The sequence below is a fragment of the Paracoccus sp. TRP genome (genome assembly GCF_000185925.1).
Taxonomy (GTDB): domain Bacteria; phylum Pseudomonadota; class Alphaproteobacteria; order Rhodobacterales; family Rhodobacteraceae; genus Paracoccus; species Paracoccus kondratievae.
In genome coordinates this window covers 1-20049 of sequence record NZ_AEPN01000052.1, presented here as the reverse complement: position 1 = coordinate 20049, position 20049 = coordinate 1, and the positions used below count along the sequence as shown (strand labels likewise).

Sequence of the window (20049 nt, the reverse complement as noted above, 5' to 3'; positions counted from 1 at the left end):
AAAAGCTCGCATGAGACCTCTGCCGAGATTCCCAACAAAATAAGGGAAAACCGGCACATCCAGAGATCAACGGCTTTCCACATGCGAGGTTTATGGTCATATTGCATTAAAAGCCTGCAAGGATTTGTCCATGTCAGCCACCTCCGAGACCACCTGGAACAAGGGCCGTGTTGTGGGCAAGAAGCCACCCCTCACGCCTGACCAGGTGGCACTGATCCGGCTGATCCTGCGCCAAGAGCGCGCCTTGCGCGATCTGGCGCTGTTCAACGTGGCCCTCGACACCAGCTTCCGGGGTTCTGACCTGGTGCGCCTGCGGGTCTCAGACGTAGCCACACCGGCAGGCGTGCGCGAGATCGTGGAAATCCGGCAGAAGAAGACCGAAGCCCGCAATGCACGCCCGGTCCAGGCGCGGCTGTCCTCGGGCACGCGCGACAGTCTGCGCGCCTATCTCGCAGCTTCAGAAAAGCCGTTGCACGGCTGGCTGTTCACGGGGCAGGGAGCACGGTGGTCCCAGTCCCATCTCAGTGAAAGTCAGCTCTGGCGGCTCTTCAAGTCCTGGCTGGAAAAGGCCCGCCTCGATCCCAGCCTCTATGGCCTGCATTCGCTGCGCCGCACCTTCCCGACCCATATCTATCAGCAAACCGGCAACCTGCGCGCAGCTCAGTTGTTGCTCGGCCATGCCAGCATCGAAAGCACCAAGGAATACATCGGCACCGAACAGGCCGAAGCCTTGGAAATCGCGCGCAAGTATCATCTCTGACCCATGCAGACCTATCTCGAAAAACACCTGCCTGCGAAGAATGTCGCCCGGTTCTACCGGATGGCCGTCATGCCCAACCTGTTTGGCGAATGGACGCTCTATCGGGAATGGGGACGGATAGGCCAGGGCGGTCAGGTTCGGATGGATTGGTTCGCGGATGAAAGCCAGGCGGTCGCGGCTCTGATCACACTGGAAGCGTCCAAGCGTCAGCGCGGCTATTGGGTGGAGCCTCAGCAACTGGCAATGTTTGGGGAAATTTGAAGCCGCTATTTACATCTGAATGCGATATGTGTATGTCCTTAGGACATACACATATCGCATTCGTGCCTAATATGCTAAGTGGCATACGATGATGGCCGCTCTTGACATAACGCCGTCCTTACCCCTATGTCCTTAGGACATAGGGGTAAGGACGGCAGATGAATTTTACCGAAGGTATTGAAAAAGCTATAACCGACAAGGACTTGCCGGTCATAACCTTCTACGATTTCTTCGTTCTAGGCTACCATCTGTTTCACAAGAAAGTGCTGAACGGCGAGCCGTTGAAGCGCCTCCCGCACGACTGGGACCAGACACGCGCCAAAAATGCGCTACGTCGCCTTGAGGCCCGGAAGGCGCTTGTCATGGACTCTGACTTCCGATCGGGAGTTTGGCGTGTCACGCAATCAACGAGAGCTGGTTCGGCGGAAGAGGTCGCCTGCATCGCTGATCCCTTCGCCTACGTCTCGCATCTATCTGCCATGCAGCGCTATGGCCTTACTGATCGCAGCCCACAGGCGCTGCACCTGACAACCCCCAAAAGACCCCTTTGGAATTCGCTCCGAGATGAACTTCTTCATAAAGACCTGCCCGATCTGGACCAGATCGAAGCGCCCGTTCTGAACAGGCCCGGCTTCAAGGATACGATCCGTCGCCGACCAATCGTGGTGCATGTGTCAAGCCACCCTTGGACACCGGCCTCCGTGAGTGGTGAGGAAACGCGGATCACTTCGATTGGCCAAACCTTTGCTGACATGCTTGCTGAACCACAGCTTTGTGGGGGCATGCGCCATGTTCTCGATGTCTGGGAAAATGAGGCGGATCAGTGGGTGCCCGAGATTATTGCCGCAATTAATCTCCTCGACAGCAAGATCGCCAAAGTCCGCGCAGGCTATATTCTGTCTGAAGTCATGGACATAGATGATCCGGCGCTGCACAACTGGGAGCAGTTTGCTCAACGGGGCGGATCGCGCAAACTCGACCCTGACGCCGACTATGCCCCTGAATTCTCAGAACGCTGGATGATTTCAATAAATGTCTGACAACGACCCCCACGCTCAAGATAGCAAATTCGACATCGTCGATGTCGATGTTCGCGCATGGGTCGAAGCCGCACGTGCAAACCCAACGCTCTATCGAGATCGCCAGGTTACGGAGATTGTCCTGGGGGCAATCGGCCTAGCCCCCTCACTATCGAAAACACTCGTTTTAAAGGGCGGGGCGGTCATGGCCCTCGCTTTCAAAAGCAATCGGGTCACCGGGGATGTGGACTTCACCTCAATGGCAGAACCCGCCGACCTGACGGAAAAGCTCACCACCGAACTGAATGAACTTTTGCCCAGAACCGCGATCAAGCTCGGCTATCCCGATCTTCTTTGCCGGGTGCAATCGGTGAAGAAAATGCCGCGCGCAGAGAATTTTGAGGATCACGAATTCCCCGCGCTCCGGGTCCGCATTGGCTCTGCCAAGCGTGGCACAGGTGAAGAGGCCCGGCTGGCGGACGGCAAGGCAAGCCGGGTTCTTGATGTCGAGATCAGTTTCCGTGATCAGGTCTATGCCTTCCAGGAGCTGAACCTGCACGGGGCCGGTGTGGCGGTGCGTGCGTTCACCATTCATGAGCTTGTCGCTGAAAAATTCCGTGCGTTGCTTCAGCAACCCGTACGCAAGCGCAACCGGCGACAGGATGTCTATGACATCGCATTTCTGATTGGCGAGCATGATTTCAGCGGCGCTGACAAAACAGCCATCCTGACCACATTGATCGAGAAATGCCGCAGCCGTGGGATCGAGGCCAAGCCAGAGTCCATGGATGACCCGGAAATCAAGCAACGCGCCCAGGCCGATTGGGAAACGCTCGCCCTCGAAATTGGTGACCTTCCGCCCTTTGAAGAGCGCTTTGCTCTCATGCGCGATCTCTATGTTTCGCTGCCATGGGGCAGTATCAAGAAAGCCCTTTAATTCATGAATTTGTTCAACCGTAAGACCCTGAAGCGCCACATCAAAGCCGATCCGATCCCGTCCGACCATTTGGCTGCGCTGGAAGCCTGGGCCGAGCTGATCAGCTCGGGGCGGATTGAACGCCTGAAGGAAACCGCCCTGTATAAGCAATGGCTCTTGTCTTTAGCCGACGCGGCATCGACGATTGCACACGCAAGCTGGTCCATAAGCTCATCAGTTAAGTCAGCTGGGGTGACTTTTGCAGATACCAATGCGTCTCTGAGAGCTTGTGCATTCGACCTGTATTTCGCAATTGATCCCTTGCCGTACCCTTCAGATTCGATGCGTTCGGCGAAGTGGGCAACGTGGTTGATCGGATTTGGGCGAGATCGGTTCGCGCGAGAAGTTTTCGTTTTCATAAACTTGTCCTTCAGTTGGTTGAAGGTTGTACTTATGCCAGATCACCAAAGCGGACGCTCACGGGACAAGGATAGATCGACACTATTGGGACAATCCGGACATTCCCAGTGATACCCGACTTCGCACCCTTATGCGGTTTCGTAGCGATCTGCCCCGCGCCACGGTAATCATTCTGGCCAAAACGCAGAGAAGAACGCCGCCGAGATCGCGAAAATGGCAGCGATCGAGGCAGCATCTCTGATGTCTCAAGAATCGACTGCGAGATGGGCGCCAAGGGCTGCAAGATATCGACTTCGTTTGGTCATGATCGTTCGCGACTTTGATTCTCGGCCCCAAGGGGCTGGCAACTCGAGGTATCGGCAATCTCGCTAGATCAGGCTTCTGATCGTCGGACCCATACTCTTGTCGGGATGGATTAGAAGCGTGGGGATTCCTAATTGCTCGGCGCCGTTGATGTCAGTTTCAGGATTATCGCCGACCATGATCGCCTCGTCGGGCGACGCATTCCGCAGACCGCGAAGGAAAAGCGGCGCGGCTGGCTTACCGATGAAGGGGATCGCGAGGCCGGGGCGGCAGGCCCGGAGCAGCCCAGCGACTGCGCCCGTTTCGATGGCCGGACCCGCAGCGCCGGGATGCGTCAGATCGGGGTTGGCTGCGACTATCGGAACACCTTGTGTGATCTGGACTAGCACGGATTCCAGTTCCGCCAGCGTCGTGTCGGGTGCACGGCACAGCACGATCAGATCCGGCCGCTCCGACGTAAGGTGCAGACCCAGCGTCTCGGCCCGGTCGCGCATCGCATCCGTGGCGATCAGCCGGATGCGGGCGTCGGGATAAGCCGTTTGCACATGAAGCAGGGTTTGTTCTCCGGCCAGGAAAATCTGCGTCGCCGGCACCTCGATGCCGATCCGGGCCAAGCGGTCCGACAGGCCCGTTGCCGTATCGGTCGAGTTGTTGGAGACAAGCGCCAACCTGTCGCGCACCGCATCAACGAACGCGGCGGCCCCGTCGATCGTCTGCCCCCCTCGGATCAGGCAGCCGTCGATGTCGCACAGGATGCGCCGCGCACCTGCGACCAGAGCACGGTGATCATCGGCATTCGTCACAGGTCGATGAATCCTTCGTGCCGCATTGCCGTGGAGTAATCCTCGGACAGGTCGCCCTCGGGGGCCATCAGCGGAAATGTCGGCGCGCGCGAAGCGAATTCGTGCATATGGACCACGACGCGGTCGGCATCGGCCAGCACAACGCCATAGGCAGGCTGGGCCAGATCGCCCTGTATCACGTCGCTGGACAGGTCCAATGCAACCTGATGGTTCAGCCCGCGCATGCACGAGAATGAAAGCCCGCGCCAGTTGCCGAAGATCGCCCGGTGGACGTGGCCGAAGAACAGGTGCCGGATGCGGTGGGTGTGCGGTGCGATGACGGCGTGGAACGCCTCGGCGTCCTGCATGCGGATGTCGTCCATCGCGCGGATGCCCACGTCGAAGGGAGGGTGGTGCATGAACAGAAGGACCGGACCCTCGCTGCCCGCAAGCTGCCGTTGCAGCCAGTCCAGCCGCGCAGGGCAATAGCCGCCTGCATGGGTGCCGTCCACCCGGGTATCGAGAAACAGGCACAGCCCGGCCTCGGTCTGCCGCGCGGACTGGACGAAGCCGTTTTCGTCGCGCGGTATGGCCGGAAAGACGGCGGCAAAGGACGGTGTGTCGTCATGGTTGCCGACCATCAGCACGAGCGGCGTCTTCAGCCCTGCGATGGCGCGGGTAAAGGCGGCGTAGGCGTCGGCGTCGCCCCAATGGGTCAGATCACCCGTAACGACGGTGAAGTCGGCATCGGCGTGATCGCGGTTTATGCTCTCGACCGCAAGCGCGAGGCGGCGGGACGGGTCGGCCCCGAACAGGCGGCGACCGCCGCCGATCACGTGGGTGTCGGTCAGGTGGATGAATTTCATCATGTCTCTCCGGGATGCCGGTCACGCAGGCGCGCGACCCGCGGGTTCGGGATCAGTGCGGCAGAAGCTCCGCAACCTCATCCACCAGTTCCTGCTGCAGTTCTTCCATGTCGGGCTGCTCGCCCGTCACCAGGCGCTCCAGCCCGTCATAGATGACCTGCGTGATCGCAAGGCCGTTCGCGCCCGGATAGGCTTGCCATTCGCGCATCAGCGGCAGCTGCTCCACCGCCGATGCCTTCTCGGGGTAGCGGTCATAGAAATCGGCAAGGATCAGCTCGTTCGCGGCGCGGTTGGGCGGCATGTAGCCCGTGGTGCGCGCCACATCGGCTGCCCCTTCGCCCGAGGTCAGAAACTTGATCCATTCCCATGCCGCCGCCCGCACCGCCGGATCGTCCGAGGTCGAGGTCATCATCGCCGCATTCCCGCCCGCGGGCAGGCCCAGAGGGGCGCCGTCGATGCCGGGGAAGGATGCCGTCGTGAATGCCAGATCCGCGTTCCCACGCGAGATACGCCCGACATAGGAGGTCGAGGAGAAGAGCATCGGAATCTCTCCGGAGGTGAAGGAGGTGATCGCTTCCTCGACCGACAGGTTCTTCATGCCGCATTCGTTTACGATCTTCTGGATCGTCTGCAAGGCAACCAGTGCCTCGGGGCTGTCCAGCGTCATTGCGTTGCCTTCGACGATGGGCTTGTCCTGCGACCACATCAGCGCCTGGAACAGCCAGTTGCCGGTGATCTGCCAATCCCAAAAGATCGGATTCTCGTAGCCCGCCTCGCGCAATGTTCCGCAAGCGGCGATCACTTCGTCCCATGTAGCGGGAAAGCCGTCGATCCCGGCATCCTGCATCATCGCAGTGTTGTAGAACCCGACGGGAAGCGAGACCGAGAAGGGCAGGCCATACACCTGATCGTCGAAGGTCGAAAGTTGCAGCATCGCAGGGTGATAGCCTTCGACCTCGAAATCGGCCTCCTTGGCGATGAACGGGTCCAGCGGCTGGGCGATGTCATTTTCTACTAGGATCTGCTGGCGGTTCAGACCCTGCATCGTCACGTCCGGCAGGTTGCCCGACACGGCCTCGCGTAGGATGGTGTTCGACGCATCCTCGTATTCCTCATAGGAGGCGCGGAACTTCACCTCGATGTTCGGATGCGCCTCTTGGAAGCGGGGCAGGATCGCCTCATAGGTGACGTCGAAGATCGCGGAGTAAGGGTAGACGAATTCGATTGTCACCTTGTCCTGCGCATGGACCGTGGTGGCCGAGAGCATCAGCCCGGCAAGAAGGAAAAGGCGTTTCATTTTAGTCTCCGTGGGGGGTCATTTCATTCCCGAAAGCGCGATGCCTTCGATGAAGCGGCGCTGCGCCAAAAGGAACGCGGCGATGAGGGGGATGACGATGATGGTCGCGGTGGCCATCATCGGGCCATAAAGGCTGCCGTCGGCGCCGGCCTGAAACTCGCGCAGGCCCAGCGGCGGGGTGAACAGATCACGATCGCCCGTGATGACGATGCGCGGCCAGAAATAATCGTTCCAATGCGCAGTGATGGAAAAGATGGCAAAGGCGATCAGCGCGGGGATCGCGGTTGGCAGCATCACGCGCCAGACGATGGCGAATTCGCCCATTCCATCCATCCGCGCGGCATCGACCAGATCGTCGGGCACGCTTTGGAAGAACTGGCGCATGAGGAAGATGCCGAAGGCCGAAATGGTCCACGGGATCACCAGCGCGGCATAGCTGTTGGTCAGCCCCAGCTTCGCCAGCCCCAGATAGAGCGGCAGCGCCACCGCGTTCACCGGGATCAGCAGGCAGAACAGCACCAGTGCAAATGCCGCATCCCGGCCCCAGAACCGCAATTTTGTCAGCGCATAGGCGGCGGGCAGTGCCACGATGACCTGTATCACAAAGATCGACACGGTCACGATCAGCCCGTTCAGCAGGTATCTCAGCAAGGGCGCCTCGGTGAAGGCCTTGGTGTAGTTGAAAACGGCGGGGCGGGTGGTGCATGCAGCCTCGCGGCCCTGCTCCAACTGCGCCATGATCGCGTCATCGGTTTGGCCGGGACTGGCGGCGCGGGCAGCATCCATCGCGGCGCGGTCGGGCTGGCTGCGGGCCATGCACATCGTGTCCAGCATCGGGGCCTGCGCGCCGAACAGCCCGCCGGTGCCGGTCTCGATTTCGGACGGGGATTTCAGCGAATAGCTGAGCATGACGGCAAAGGGTGCCAGCACCACAAAGCCGCCGATCAGCAGCACCAGATGTTTCAGGATTTGGGTCATGAATCAGGCCCTCCGTTCCGTGAGGCGGCGTTGCAGCAGCGTCAGCGCCATGACAGAGATCAGGAACAACACGGTGATCGCCGCGCCGATGCCGACAAGGTTCTGCACGATCCCCTTTTCATAGATGGCGAACATCATCAGATAGACCGACTTTGACGGCCCCCCGCCGGGCGAAAACAGCACCTCTACCGTGTCGAAGGTCTGGAAGGCGCGGATGAAGGTGGTGATCAGCACAAAGGTCGTGGTGGGGCGCAGCGCAGGCCATGTGACCAGCCGGAACCGCTCCCACCCCGATCTTGCGCCGTCCATCTCCGCCGCGCCGTAAAGCTCGCGCGAGACGCCGGACAGGCCCGCCAGATACAGCACCATGTTGAACCCGAAGCCCTGCCAGACGCCGATGAAACAGGTGACCCAGATCGCATAGTTTCGGTCGCCCAGCCAAAGCGGCATCTGATCGGGGCAGACCCCTTCGGGCAGCACGCCGCAGACCGCCAGGAGGCTGCGGTTCACCACGCCGATGGTCGGGTGCAGCATCATCTGCCACACGATCGTCATTGCCAGAAGCGTTGCCATGACCGGCAGGAAATAGACCGACTTGTAGAACGCCGCCCCGCGTGACAAGGACTGGATTAGCAGCGCGGCGCCAAGGCCCAGACCGATCGATGCTGGCACCACCGCCGCAACGTATGTCGCCGTGGCGACCAGCATCTTCTCATAGGTGGAACTCCCGAAGATGCGGGCGTAATTTTCCAGCCCCACCCATGTCAGCCCTGCCGCGCCCAGCGAATAGTCGGTGAAGCTGAGAACCACCGCCGCAAGGATCGGCAGGATCAGGATCACCAGCATCAGCGCCAGCGCGGGCGCACCCAATAGGAAAGCGATACGCCCTTGGGTCATGCGAAAACCTGCGCGGTCACGTTCCGGCAGCGTCCGCCCATCGCGTCGAAAATCAGCGCGCGGCCGGGATCGAAACCGATGCCCACCGCATCCCCGACGACAGCTTGGGCGGACGTTCGCAGCACAAGGCAGTCGGGAAGCTCGGGCACCGCGATCTGGACCACGAATTCATGGCCCATATTCTCCACATGCGCGACCTTGCCGCGCAGCTTGGCACTGCTTTCGGTCAGAAACAGCGCCTCGGGGCGCAGAGCCAACCGCAAGGTGGCGCGGCCCGTATGGCGCATTGGCAAGGGGCAGCCGGGGATGGAGATGCGGCCATCCTTATCCGCCTCGGCGGGAATGACGTTGATACGCGGCGAGCCCACAAACTCCGCCACCCGCAGATCACAGGGATCGGCATAGAGTTGGGCGGGCGTGTCGCATTGCAGGATCTCGCCCCCCATCATCACGGCGATGCGGTCGGACATGGTCATCGCCTCGACCTGATCGTGGGTGACGTAGATGAACGTCGCGCCCAGCTTGCGATGAAGCTCGGTGATCTCGGTCCGGGTGTGGGCGCGCAGCTTGGCGTCGAGGTTCGACAACGGCTCGTCCAGCAGGAAAGCCGCCGGATCGCGCACCAGCGCACGGGCCAGCGCCACGCGCTGGCGCTGCCCGCCGGACATCTCGCCCGGGCGGCGATCCAGCAGCGGGCCGATCTCCAGCATCTCGGCGGCGCGCTGCACATCGGCGGCAATGGACCGCGCCGCCGCACCGCCCATGAAGCCCCCGACCAGCGGCAGACGCTGCCAGCGGTTCAGACGGCGCATCCGCAGCGGCACGGCGATATTCTCGGCCACGGTCAGATGCGGGTAGAGGGCATAGGACTGGAACACCATCGACAGGTTGCGGTCCGCCGCCCGCATGCCCGATACGGACACGCCGTCCAGCAGCACCTCGCCCGCCGTTGCACCCTCCAGCCCGGCGATGATCCGCAGCAGCGTGGACTTGCCGCATCCCGATGGCCCGACAAGCGAGACGAACTCGCCCTCGGCAATGTCCAGATCGATGCCGCGCAGGATTTCGGCGTCCTTGAAGGATTTCTGGATACCCCTGAGTGTTACCGTCGCCACGATGAAGTCCTTTCGCTGTCGTGGCGGGCATAGGCGATGCAGTTGTAACGTTTATGACATGATATAAATTTAGGTTATGCTTCGACATCGCTTGGAGCCGCCATGAAACGCCCCACCGCCAGCCAGATACGCGCATTCAACGAGGTTGCCGCGACAGGCAGCTTTTCCCGCGCGGCTAAGGCGTTGGCGGTGTCGCAACCCGCGATCACCGCGCAGGTTCGCGCAATGGAGGAGGCGCATGACGTGCGCCTGTTCGACCGGGTAGGCACGGGCGCGGAACTGACGGCGATCGGGGAAAGGCTTTACCGCCACACCCGTCAGATGCGTGACACGGAAAAGGAAGCGGCGGTGATTCTCCACTCCGCCCGCACGCTGACCATTGGCGAGCTAGTCATCGCAGCTGGCGCACCGGGGCCAGCCATGTCGCTGATCGCGGCCTTTCGCGCGCATTATCCCGGTGTCCGACTGGAGATGCATTTCGGCAACTGGCAGCATGTCGTGAATGCGGTCAGGGACAGGAAATGCGATCTTGGCATACTGACCGAAGCGCCGCAGGCGGACGACATCTTTCGCGAGGCGCTGTTCGAGCAGTCGCTGGTGGCCCTGATCCCCGAGGGCCATCCCCTGTCCCGCCGGCAGGAGGTGAGCCTGAGCGAATTGATGGATCACCCGCTTCTGTTCCGCAGCGGGCAATCTCAGACCCAGAAGCGCCTGAACGGCGTTCTAACTAAATCGGGCCTCCGGCCGCAGCCCCTCCTCTGGCTGGAATCGCGCGAAGCGATTTACGAAGCTTGCGCGCAAGGCATCGGCATTGGCTTTATGTTCGACGCCGCCTCGACGCGTGCCGATCGCGTGTGCCGCGTAAAGATACGCGAGATCACCGATTTCTTTCCCGAATATGCCTTTTGCCTTCGATCTAACCAGAGCCTTCGCCCAGTCGAGGCATTCCTAAACCTCGCTCGCGACATGCAGTCGGCGTTGTTGCGCAACTCAGCTAGCGGCGTGAGCTGCCCCTTTCCCCGCTGAACTCAGCTGACGCGAACGATCTCGGCGGTGCCGAGGGCGGAGAAGCGGTTCATGAGAGCAATGCGGATGTGGATCTCGGCAGTCTGGCAGTTCGGGTCCCTTGCGGCGATGCGCTCCCCGAACGCCTTGAGGCAGCGTCATCTTCGCCTCGATCCGACTTCGGGCGTGATACCCGGTCCAGCGCTTCCAGAATGCCCGACCGAAGTGCCGGGTCGCGCGCAGGGTGTCGTTCCGCGCCCGGGCAGCGGGACAGTCCTCCTTCCAGGGGCGGCCGTTCCTGCGGATCGGGATGATGGCGGTTGCTTGCCGCTCAACGATCGCCGTGTGGCAGCGGCGGCTGTCATAGGCGCCGTCGGCGGTCACGGTGCCGATCTTCTCTTCCGCTGGTATCTGGTCCAGCAGCTCTGGCAGGATAGGGCTGTCACCGTCGCGGCTGGGAGTGAACTCGACCGCCCGGATGTCGGATGTTTCGGTGTCCATGGCGAGATGCACCTTGCGCCACTGGCGCCGCCCCTGAACGCCATGCTTGCGGGCCTGCCATTCGCCGTCGCCCAGGAATTTGATCCCGGTGCTGTCCACCAGCAGGTTCAGCGGACCCTCGGCGCGACGATAGGGTATCTGGACGGTCAGGGACTTCTGCCGCCGGCACAGGGTGGAATAGTCCGGGACCGGCCAGTCCAGGCCGGCCATCTGTAGCAGGCTGGCGACCATGCCGGCAGCCTGCCGCAGCGGCAGCCTGAACAGCACCTTGATGGACAGGCAGAACTGGATCGCGGCGTTCGAGAACACGGGCGGCCGACCATGTCGGCCATCACGTGGCGCCAGCCAGACCATCTCCCGGTCGAACCAGACCAGCAGCGAGCCGCGCCGTCGCAGGGCGTCGTTGTAGCTGGACCAGTTCGTCGTGCGGTAGCGGGCGGGAGAAGGCTTGCTCATGCCCCCAGCCTAACCGACTGGATTCCCGCCGTGAATCCTCCGCGGGCGGACTTCTGCAACAACGCCCTACGAACGTATACTTGATTGAGGCGGTCCGTCCGCTTGGCAGAACGAACGGTTCACGATCAACTTCTGATGAGCGCCACACGCTTAGCCGTCCTTACGAGCAAGGCTAGTCTTCAAACCCTTTGGCTGGTCGCGCCCCTCCCCTTCGAACGATGCGGGAACAGCATCAATTCCGATGTCCCAAAGGGCCGCCAGCAGGCCACCTTTGGCAACCATGTCGGCTGCCTCTTGTCCGTAGGCAGCGACGAAATCATCGGTGGTCGCGAAGACTTGTGGGCTATTGTCCGCAATGCGCTGCGCCATTGATTTTACGGCGGGCTGGTCCTTGTGGTAGCGATCTTCAAACACTGTTTGGTTCCTTTCAGTTTTTAACGTTCTCTGTCGCGATCGCGGCCCTGCCCGCGCTCGGGCGCAGTATCACGCCCGCGCCCGAGAATGTCATCCCGCCGCCCTTGGTCACGGCCCTCGCCATCACGGGCGACGATGTCCCGCTCGACGGCGGCGGCATCACGTTCCTGCCCGATATCACGCCCACGCCCAAGGATGGCGTTCAGACGCTCCCGAATAGGATCGTCGGAAGGGGCGCGCTCCCGCCCGACATCCGGCGCTTGCACCTCGGGTCGATCAACGTCGCGCCCCAACACTGCCGCCCGGCGCGCATCCATGTCGCTCCGCTCGGCACCAGCCTGCGGCCTCTCAACCTCGCCCATAACCCTCTCCTTGATCCGTGACATCGCGGCCTCGGCGCGGCCCCAAAGCTGATCCAGCCGCTCGCGCGCGGTGGCAATCAAGGCGCGCCCCCGCTCCATCAGATCAAGCCGCAATTCCAACTGACGCCAGCCCAACTCTTGGCGCTGTGCATTGCGCGCCTGAGCCGCACGGAAAGCCTCACCGCGCTCCGTGACGATCCCGCGTTTCTCCTGGGCATTGGCCGATGGGCCGATTTTCGGCTCGGGCTCCCGGCTGAGCTCGACCACCTTCTTCTCGTGCTCAAGCGCCAGCTCTTCCTGCCCGCCCCCGCGCGCCCGCTCGACCTGTTGCTCGGCCTCAGTGCGCTGAACATCAAGGGACCGGTGGTCGATCCGCTCCGACCGCCCTGCCCGCTCAAGGACCGTGTTTGCGTCCCGCGCCCAGGCTTCGCGCCAGCCCATCAGCAGGTCCGGCGCATTCCAGCTGCGGTCCTTCTTCCCGAACCCCTCGCCGGTCAGCTCGCGCATGGTGAGCATGACATGTGCATGGGGCTGACCGTGGCCATCACGGGCCTTGCCCTCGTGAATGGCCACATCCGCGATCATGCCGCGATCGACAAATTCGCGCTGAACAAAACCACGCAACAGTTCCAGGCGCTCCCCGCGATCGAGCTCGCGGGGAAGAGCCACTTCGATCTCGCGGGCAAGCTGGGCATCGCGCCGCTTCTCGACCGCCTCGACCGCATTCCAGAGCTGGTCGCGATCGCACATCCAGTCGGGGGCGTTCTCGGGGGCCATTATCTCTGAATGCACGACCCCGCCCTTGCGGCTGTAGTCATGCTCCAACCCCTGCCGCTCATCCCGCAGCCGCCCAGCCGTCCGGTAGGCGGCGGCTGCGACAGATGAACGGCCCCCTGCCCGGCTGATCACTTTTGCACTGAGATGGTAGATCGCCACGCTTGGGACGCCTCTCTTCAAAACAGGGTCCAGCGCCTGGTTGCGCTGGTCGGGAGCGCGAGGGTGAAACCCTCGTTCAGGCGGCATCGCCGCCTTGGGGGGGAAGCCGTCCGGCGCGGGGGTTTACCCCCATGAGGACGCGCACGTTGTCGAAGACAATGTATAAGCGCGCATTTAATTCTTTTCAAGCTATCAATCCGCCACTACATTCGCCGCCATTATACCCGAGGTTGCCCCATGTCCCAAAGCCGCCCAACCGACGCCCGGATTAAAGAACTGGCCGAGAAGAAAGCCCAGCTCGACGCTCAGATCGCAGCGCTCGATGCCCGGCGGCGTCTGTCTGAGAAGAAAGACGAAGACCGCATCAAATGGCTTCTGGGCACTTTGGTCTTCGACCGTTTGAGCGCCGAACCTGCTCTTCAGAGCATCGTGCGGCGCGACCTGCCAGAGCGCCTCACCCAGCGGGACCGCGACCGGGGGCTCTGGCAGATTCTGTTTCCTGACGCGCAAGAGGACCGGTCATGAGTTTTGTTCTGGAAGCCCGCCACTGGGTGATCATGATGGGTGCTGTGATCCTGGCCGCTGCCGCCCTCATCCTCGCTCCGCAAGCGGTCGCGATCTACCCGGTGACCACCTATGCCTTCCCGATCATCGCCGTGGCCACCATCCTCGACACCCTCGGAACCGCCGCAGAGCGCCACAGGACACCGCTGAAGCTCCTTGCATGGCTCTGCCTGTGCGCTGCCGCCCTCACAGCCCTGACGCCCCTCAGAGGCCCGCTCAGCGACATACTGGCGACTATCCAGGCATGGACGGGCGCAGGCTGGCCCCTCCCCCGTGCCATTTGGGAAGGACTCAAGGGGCTGGCGCGGTATTCTGATCCGCAGAAACAGGCCATGGCGATCTCCTTCGCGCTTGGGGCCTTCGGAGTGGCTGTCGCTGTCAGCACCCCACTCACGGCGATCTTCAATCCGCGCATTGGCCGCAATCGCAAATCCCGCACCGGCCCATGGCAAGCAGGATGGATGGACCCGCGCGACATTGCCCAGCTGAAGCGCAACAAGACCGGCCTGCCCCTCGCCCTGCACAAGGGCAAACTCCTGCGCTACGTCAAGAACGATGCCAAGGGATGGCGCGGCGGGCATCACCTCGTCGTCTCCGGCACACGGGGCGGCAAGGGCGTCAGCGCCGTGATCCCGGCGATCCTCGATCACCAGGGGCCGGTCGTGGTTCTGGACATTAAGGGCGAGAATTTCGCGGTCACGCGGCGGCACCGGGAAGAGCTCGGGCGCAAGGTGGCCGTCCTCAACCCCTTCGGCCTCGTCGAGGACGGCAAGGATCAGTTCAACCCGCTCGACTACATCCGCCCCCACGAACTGGCGCGCGACGTGGCTCTGGTTGCGGATGGCCTGGTCAAACCGGAACAAGGCGACGGCGCGCATTTTTCGGAAATGGCCCGCCAGCTGGTGGCCGCCGCGATCGAAGTGGTCGTGACGCAGGAAGAACCCAACCGGCGCAACCTGATCGCCGTCGCCGATCTGCTTTTGTCTGCAAATCTCGACAGCACACTTGAAGCGTGGTCAGACAACAAGGACATCGTCGGCCACCGTCCCGCCCAGACCGCCGCCACGATCCTGCGCGCGGGTGACCGCGAACGCGGGTCGATTCAGACAGCGGTTTCGAAAGCTTTTGAGTGGATGCAGTCCGACAACATGCGCCACTTCCTGGCTGGGTCCAGCTTCCGCATGGATGATCTTCTCGATGACCAGGTCGATCTTTTCATCGTGGTGCCGCTCGACCAAGTGGACAAGCAAGCGATCTTCATGCGCCTGTTCATCAACCTCGTCCTTGGCACGGTGGTGCGCCAGGATGGGCGGCGCAAGGTCAAGGCCCCGATCCTCTTGGTGCTCGATGAATTCGTGCGGATGGGCCGCATGGAGCAAATCATGAACATTGCCAACGTCGCCGCAGGGGCCGGTGTCGAAGCCCTGTTCGTCACGCAAGATACGGGCCAGGTCGAAAAAGCCTATGGACCAAACGATGCCCGCTCGATCTTCGGCTCCTGCATCACCAAGCGCGTCTTCAACCTCAACGATATCGAAACCGCTGAATGGGCTGCGCGCCACCTCGGGGAAAGCACAGTCTATTCTCAGCAAATTCGAGAGGGCAAAGCCCCGAACGAGGGTCGGGATTTTTCCTACTCGGAACAGCGTCAGAAGCTCATGACCGCTGAACAGATCACGGGCATGAAGGCAGATGATCTGCTGCTGTTGGTGAGCAATCGCAACCCGCTCAAGGCGAAGCAGAATGTCTATTTCAAGAACAAGACCTACCGCGGAAGGTTTGATCAAAATCCGTTGAATTGAAAGTTAACGGTTGAAATTTTGCTGAAAGCTTCTCGCTTTGAGGGAGTTAAATAGAGTTATACTAGAGTTACACCTTGGAAAATTTCCCATAACATATTGAATTTAAAAAAATAATCATGGAGTCTGGTGTGTGAAATGACGAAGTTTGGTGTGTAAAATGACGAATCTGGGTGTGTGAAATGACGAATGCCTGGAAAAGTTATCCACAGGTGTCCGGGTGTGTGAAATGACGAGTCTTGACGTGTGGTGTGTGAAATGACGATAATAACCCATGGTGTGTGCAATGACGAATCTCGAACGTGCTCGGTGGTGTGTGAAATGACGAATTCACGCTCCCCGTTGCTGCCTGACCGTCACCCCCAAAAAGATCTGTTCGTGTGTGACATCGTGGATGCCGTCCCCAAGGGCGACATGGCCTCGATGGAGCATCCTGTCTTCACCCTCTCTACCAAGCCGGACATGAAGCCTCGGCGGTATCAGAATGGCGAGAACTTCATCGAAGTGTCGCCGTCCCGGTATGGGCTGGCCACGGTGCATGATCGTGATGTGCTGATTTACTGCATCAGCCAGTGCATGGCCGCGCTCAACGAGGGTCGAACGGTTGGCCGGACGCTCCGGTTCAAGGCGCATGATTTGCTCGTGGCAACGAACCGGCAGGCGTCTGGTCAAGGCTACAAGCTGCTCAAGGATGCGCTTCGGCGGCTGCAAGGGACCCAGATCGAGACGAATATCCGCCAGGGCGGCAAGGAGTATTTCAGGGTCTTCGGCCTCATCGAGTCTGCGGAAATCGTAAGAGAGACGCGCGACGGGCGGATGCAAGATGTCGAGATTACCCTGTCAGACTGGGTTTTCGACGCCATAGAGAACAACCATGTTCTAACGCTGAACAAGGAATATTTCTTCCTTCGCAAGCCCCTTGAACGGCGGCTCTATGAGTTAGCGCGAAAGCACTGCGGCTCACAGCCAAAATGGAAATGCGGCATCGAGCTCTTGCGCGACAAGTGTGGCTCGGGTTCGACCACGAAAGAATTCCGACGACTGCTCGGCAAGATTATTGAGGATGATGCGGCGCATGACCACATGCCAGATTACCTCATGAGCATCGAGGGTGACAATGTCGTCTTCCGTCCCAAGGCAGCTGAGGCGGTCGTCGCCCTGCCCTTCCAGGCGCTGCGGTTCAAAAAGCTCGACACGCACGACGAGGCACGGCGTCTCGCGCCTGGCTGGGATGTCTATGTGCTCGAAAGCGAATGGCGGTCTTGGGTCCACGACAAGGCCATCGATGTGAAGGACGCGGACAAGCATTTCTTGGCATTCTGCAAAAATCGTGGTGCATACACAAATGTGGGTTTGTGACTTTACGTGTTCCCACGAATGTGGTGAGGTTGATTCATGATAATATCTTTCCTGAACCAAAAAGGCGGCGTCGGCAAAACCACCCTATCGGTGAACGTGGCGGGCTGCCTGGCACGTCAGGGGCATCGGGTGCTGCTGATAGACGCGGATAAACAAGGCTCGGCCACGACATGGGCGAGCTTGCGCGAAGATGCGCCCTTCCAGGTCGTGAGCATGGCGCGCGCGAACATGGCGCGGGATGCACTTAAGCTGGCGCAAGATTACGATCATACAATCATCGACGGGCCACCCCACGCCGAAGAGATTGCCCGGTCCTGTATCGTGGCCTCGGACTTCGTGGCGCTTCCGATTGAGCCCTCGGGGCTTTCGACCTGGGCGTCCGATTTGACGGTGCGCCAAGTGAAGGAAGCACAAGAATTCAAGCCAACCCTCAAATGTGGGTTTGTGGTTTCCCGCAAAATAGGGAAAACCGTGATTGGCCGGGATATCCGCAACATGGCCGCAGAAGCGGGCTTGCCGATTTTGGGAAGCGAAATCGAGCAGCGGGTCGCCTTCGCGGAAGGCATGACCATGGGGCAAACAATTTTTGAGTGGGCAGGCGATAGCAATGCCGCCCGCGAGATTGAATACCTAACGAAAGAGATTGAGCGGTATGTCGAAGAAGACGTTTTCAGCGGCTCCGAAGCCAAAGCAGCCCACGGATGACCAAATCCTCGCGTTCGAGCGGGGCGGGGCAGGGCATGACACGACACGGGCATCGATGTCCGTGGCAAAAGTTACGGCGACGGATGAACCTACGAAGCGCCTGAGCCTCGACCTACCGGCCAGCCTGCACACGCGGTTCAAGACCGCTTGTAGTGCGACCGACCGGAAGATGGTCGGTGAGCTGCAAGCCTATATCGAGGCCCGAACGAAAGAACTGGAAGACGAGGCGGGAATAACCCGCAAATGAACAAAAGCACAAATGTGGGTTTGTGTAAAAAATTGCGCGAACTCGAATTTGTGATGTAAACTAAAGGGAGGGCGGTGACGCAAAAGGCATCGCTAGGACGGAAATGCACGCAGAGCTAAGAACGAGAGAAGCCCTTGGGCCACTTGGCCCAGTTGAAGAGAAGAACGCCCCTGACGTATTGTATACGGCGGGCGATACCTCGTTGCTGACCGAAGGCTCCCGCGTAGCAATCGTTGGCTCCCGCAAGGCCACGCCGGACGGCATCAAACGCGCAAAAGCCGTGACGCGGGCGCTCGTAGAGCAAGGCATCATCGTGGTGAGTGGGTTGGCCGATGGCATCGACACGGTGGCACACCGCACCGCGATTGAAGAGGGCGGGCGCACCATTGCCGTGCTTGGCACTCCCTTGTCCAAGGCGTATCCGGCGAAGAATGCGGAGCTCCTCGAAGAGATAAAGCGCAACCACCTTGCGATCTCACAGTTTCCCGAAGGTTATCCGAGCAAGGGTGAGAACTTTCCGCGCCGCAATCGGACGATGGCGCTCATCTGCGATGCGACCATCGTTATCGAGGCAAGCGAGAAGAGCGGGACACGCCACCAGGGCTGGGAAGCCATTCGGCTCGGGCGCGACCTCTACCTCCTTGAGAATGTTGCGACCGACCCGAACCTGACCTGGCCAAAGCAGCTCATCGAGTATGGGGCGCAGGTTCTGCGCCGTGAAAACCTGCCGGATATCCTGCTCGACATCCCAAACTACACAGCCGGGGGCGTTCGTGCCTTCGAGCTATGAGTACGGCACGTTCGCCAATTATTCGCCACGCGGCACCTCGGACCTCTCGAAACGATCGAGAGGAACTTGTGGTGCCATCAAAGCGGGCAGGGTGGATATCATCGCCTCGGCTGTCCCTCACTTGCGTGACGCCAAGGCCGATAATCTAAAGCCGTTTCTAGGGCCGGACGTGACTTTGGTGCCTGCACCGCGTTCTGCGCCTCTGCCGGACGGAGCTCTATGGCCCGCAAAGGTCATCTGTGATGTTCTGCACGAGCATGGATTTGGCCAGGACGTGCAAACCTACCTGACGCGGATCAAGGCCGTGCCAAAATCGTCGAGCTCGCAAAGGGCGGATGACAGGCCGCTTGTACCGATTCACCTGGATAGCATCGAGGCGGAACGCCCCTTTTTTGTGCCGGACAAAATCACCATCGTCGACGATGTGCTCACCTTGGGACGCACGACATACGCTTGTGCTGAGCTACTGCGCCAGGTCTGTCCCGACGCAGAAATCCGCATCTTCGCAATGGTACGCACTCAAGGCCTCCAAGACGACATCAATAAGATCGTCGATCCAGCCACCGGTATAATCACGGGCTTCGAATCCGGAAAGACGAGACGCGACCCATGAACCCGCAAACGCACAAATGTGGTTTTGTGGGTAACGCGCTAATAGGTCACGCGGTAGGCTGATGATCAGATACTGCGCGGAGAAGCGATGATCATTCCAATGACCGGCATGGCCGAAATCGAAGCTGTTCAGCGCCACAGGCTCATCCACTGGACATGCTGGGAGAGGGCTATCTGCATCCTGGAACAGGGGTGTATCCACGGCAGCATTGGGTTCTCTCCATTATCCTTGGAAGCTTATCCGCACTTCTTGCTGGCAGGGTGGCGCAATGTGAATCATCTGGACGTGTCTCCCGATGTTGCCCTTCACTTCAGCTGCCACTTACCAGCGCGGCATCGCGGAGAGGGAACCGACTTACCCGAAAGTGGATGGCTGGAAGTCTACTCGATTCAGGGCACGCCTTGGCAGTGCTCGCTGCATCCGGACAGTCCTCCGCTTGAGCTCGTTGCTGTCGAGCCATTTGAACCGTATGTACGGCCATTCTGGATACTGTCGAAGGACGGTCGCGAGGAGAAGAATCTCCAGAAACGTTGGAGGAGAGCGCTGGCCCAACGGCAAAAGTGTAGGAAAGGGCCGCTTATCCGCGCCACCTTCGCGTGATGTGGCCACCTGCAATTGATCTCGCTGACTTGAGATATCATGCGAGCTTTTTATTAAAAGCTCGCATGAGACCTCTGCCGAGAT

22 protein-coding genes and 1 pseudogene are annotated in these 20049 nt (G+C 60.5%); 14 read left to right on the top strand and 9 right to left on the bottom strand.

Going from position 1 to position 20049, the window contains the following annotated elements; translation table 11 throughout:
• Positions 1–130 precede the first annotated feature (130 nt).
• From PARACOCCUSGL_RS0117505 to PARACOCCUSGL_RS21870, 5 genes are all read left to right on the top strand, one after another.
• On the top strand, positions 131–760 hold the full coding sequence (locus PARACOCCUSGL_RS0117505) for a tyrosine-type recombinase/integrase (RefSeq protein ID WP_010399481.1): 630 nt from the start codon (positions 131–133) through the stop codon (positions 758–760).
• 3 nt (positions 761–763) lie between these two features.
• Positions 764–1021 (top strand): WGR domain-containing protein, encoded by a 258-nt coding sequence (locus PARACOCCUSGL_RS0117500; RefSeq protein WP_010399479.1) that lies wholly within the window; start codon positions 764–766, stop codon positions 1019–1021.
• 158 nt (positions 1022–1179) lie between these two features.
• Positions 1180–2061 (top strand): hypothetical protein, encoded by an 882-nt coding sequence (locus tag PARACOCCUSGL_RS0117495; protein ID WP_010399477.1) that lies wholly within the window; start codon positions 1180–1182, stop codon positions 2059–2061.
• A complete protein-coding gene (locus PARACOCCUSGL_RS0117490; RefSeq protein ID WP_010399475.1) occupies positions 2054–2977 on the top strand; it encodes a nucleotidyl transferase AbiEii/AbiGii toxin family protein in 924 nt (307 codons plus the stop codon). The genes PARACOCCUSGL_RS0117495 and PARACOCCUSGL_RS0117490 overlap by 8 nt, the downstream gene beginning before the upstream one ends.
• A gap of 3 nt (positions 2978–2980) precedes the next feature.
• Positions 2981–3487: a hypothetical protein gene (locus PARACOCCUSGL_RS21870; protein ID WP_138918381.1), complete on the top strand. Its 507-nt coding sequence runs from the start codon at positions 2981–2983 to the stop codon at positions 3485–3487.
• Between the two features lie 257 nt (positions 3488–3744).
• On the opposite strand, the gene PARACOCCUSGL_RS21865 is transcribed toward PARACOCCUSGL_RS21870, so the two are convergent.
• The 6 genes from PARACOCCUSGL_RS21865 to PARACOCCUSGL_RS0117455 are packed head-to-tail and all read right to left on the bottom strand — an operon-like array spanning position 3745 to position 9614.
• Positions 3745–4482: an HAD-IIA family hydrolase gene (locus PARACOCCUSGL_RS21865; protein WP_010399470.1), complete on the bottom strand. Its 738-nt coding sequence runs from the start codon at positions 4480–4482 to the stop codon at positions 3745–3747.
• Entirely contained in the window at positions 4479–5327 is an 849-nt protein-coding gene (locus PARACOCCUSGL_RS0117475; protein WP_029372602.1) for a phosphodiesterase, read from the bottom strand. Before PARACOCCUSGL_RS0117475 ends, PARACOCCUSGL_RS21865 begins: the two co-directional genes overlap by 4 nt.
• Positions 5328–5379: 52 nt before the next feature.
• Positions 5380–6624 (bottom strand): ABC transporter substrate-binding protein, encoded by a 1245-nt coding sequence (locus PARACOCCUSGL_RS0117470; protein ID WP_010399465.1) that lies wholly within the window; start codon positions 6622–6624, stop codon positions 5380–5382.
• 18 nt (positions 6625–6642) lie between these two features.
• Positions 6643–7602 (bottom strand): carbohydrate ABC transporter permease, encoded by a 960-nt coding sequence (locus PARACOCCUSGL_RS0117465; protein ID WP_010399463.1) that lies wholly within the window; start codon positions 7600–7602, stop codon positions 6643–6645.
• Between the two features lie 3 nt (positions 7603–7605).
• Positions 7606–8499 carry a carbohydrate ABC transporter permease gene (locus tag PARACOCCUSGL_RS0117460; RefSeq protein WP_010399461.1) on the bottom strand — a complete coding sequence of 298 codons (894 nt, stop codon included), beginning with the start codon at positions 8497–8499 and terminating at the stop codon, positions 7606–7608.
• A complete protein-coding gene (locus PARACOCCUSGL_RS0117455; RefSeq protein WP_010399459.1) occupies positions 8496–9614 on the bottom strand; it encodes an ABC transporter ATP-binding protein in 1119 nt (372 codons plus the stop codon). The genes PARACOCCUSGL_RS0117460 and PARACOCCUSGL_RS0117455 overlap by 4 nt, the downstream gene beginning before the upstream one ends.
• Before the next feature lie 102 nt (positions 9615–9716).
• Here PARACOCCUSGL_RS0117455 and PARACOCCUSGL_RS0117450 point away from each other — a divergent pair, with 102 nt between their 5' ends.
• Positions 9717–10640 (top strand): LysR family transcriptional regulator, encoded by a 924-nt coding sequence (locus PARACOCCUSGL_RS0117450; protein WP_010399456.1) that lies wholly within the window; start codon positions 9717–9719, stop codon positions 10638–10640.
• 2 nt (positions 10641–10642) lie between these two features.
• Here PARACOCCUSGL_RS0117450 and PARACOCCUSGL_RS20855 read toward each other — a convergent pair.
• From PARACOCCUSGL_RS20855 to mobQ, 3 genes and pseudogenes are all read right to left on the bottom strand, one after another.
• A pseudogene (locus PARACOCCUSGL_RS20855) lies at positions 10643–11576 on the bottom strand (IS5 family transposase).
• 150 nt (positions 11577–11726) lie between these two features.
• On the bottom strand, positions 11727–11990 hold the full coding sequence (locus PARACOCCUSGL_RS0117440; RefSeq protein WP_010399449.1) for a hypothetical protein: 264 nt from the start codon (positions 11988–11990) through the stop codon (positions 11727–11729).
• 20 nt (positions 11991–12010) lie between these two features.
• Positions 12011–13288 (bottom strand): MobQ family relaxase, encoded by a 1278-nt coding sequence (gene mobQ / locus PARACOCCUSGL_RS20850; protein WP_010399446.1) that lies wholly within the window; start codon positions 13286–13288, stop codon positions 12011–12013.
• Between the two features lie 237 nt (positions 13289–13525).
• On the opposite strand from mobQ, the gene PARACOCCUSGL_RS0117430 reads away from it, so the two are divergent.
• From PARACOCCUSGL_RS0117430 to PARACOCCUSGL_RS0117395, 8 genes are all read left to right on the top strand, one after another.
• Entirely contained in the window at positions 13526–13813 is a 288-nt protein-coding gene (locus PARACOCCUSGL_RS0117430; RefSeq protein WP_010399443.1) for a hypothetical protein, read from the top strand.
• Positions 13810–15654, top strand: a complete 1845-nt coding sequence (locus PARACOCCUSGL_RS20845; RefSeq protein ID WP_010399440.1) for a type IV secretory system conjugative DNA transfer family protein — start codon at positions 13810–13812, stop codon at positions 15652–15654. Before PARACOCCUSGL_RS0117430 ends, PARACOCCUSGL_RS20845 begins: the two co-directional genes overlap by 4 nt.
• Positions 15655–15972: 318 nt before the next feature.
• The gene (locus tag PARACOCCUSGL_RS0117420; RefSeq protein ID WP_040602295.1) at positions 15973–17010 is read left to right on the top strand and encodes a replication initiator protein A; all 1038 of its coding nucleotides are present in this window, start codon (positions 15973–15975) and stop codon (positions 17008–17010) included.
• 36 nt (positions 17011–17046) lie between these two features.
• Complete coding sequence (gene parA, locus PARACOCCUSGL_RS0117415; RefSeq protein WP_010399435.1) at positions 17047–17715, top strand: ParA family partition ATPase; 669 nt, start codon at positions 17047–17049, stop codon at positions 17713–17715.
• A complete protein-coding gene (locus tag PARACOCCUSGL_RS21860) occupies positions 17663–17962 on the top strand; it encodes a hypothetical protein (RefSeq protein WP_138918379.1) in 300 nt (99 codons plus the stop codon). Before parA ends, PARACOCCUSGL_RS21860 begins: the two co-directional genes overlap by 53 nt.
• 103 nt (positions 17963–18065) lie before the next feature.
• Positions 18066–18752 (top strand): DNA-processing protein DprA, encoded by a 687-nt coding sequence (locus PARACOCCUSGL_RS0117405; protein WP_010399431.1) that lies wholly within the window; start codon positions 18066–18068, stop codon positions 18750–18752.
• Positions 18753–18843: 91 nt separating this feature from the next.
• Positions 18844–19365 (top strand): hypothetical protein, encoded by a 522-nt coding sequence (locus PARACOCCUSGL_RS0117400; RefSeq protein WP_010399429.1) that lies wholly within the window; start codon positions 18844–18846, stop codon positions 19363–19365.
• Positions 19366–19452: 87 nt separating this feature from the next.
• On the top strand, positions 19453–19965 hold the full coding sequence (locus PARACOCCUSGL_RS0117395; protein WP_010399427.1) for a hypothetical protein: 513 nt from the start codon (positions 19453–19455) through the stop codon (positions 19963–19965).
• Positions 19966–20049: the final 84 nt, after the last annotated feature.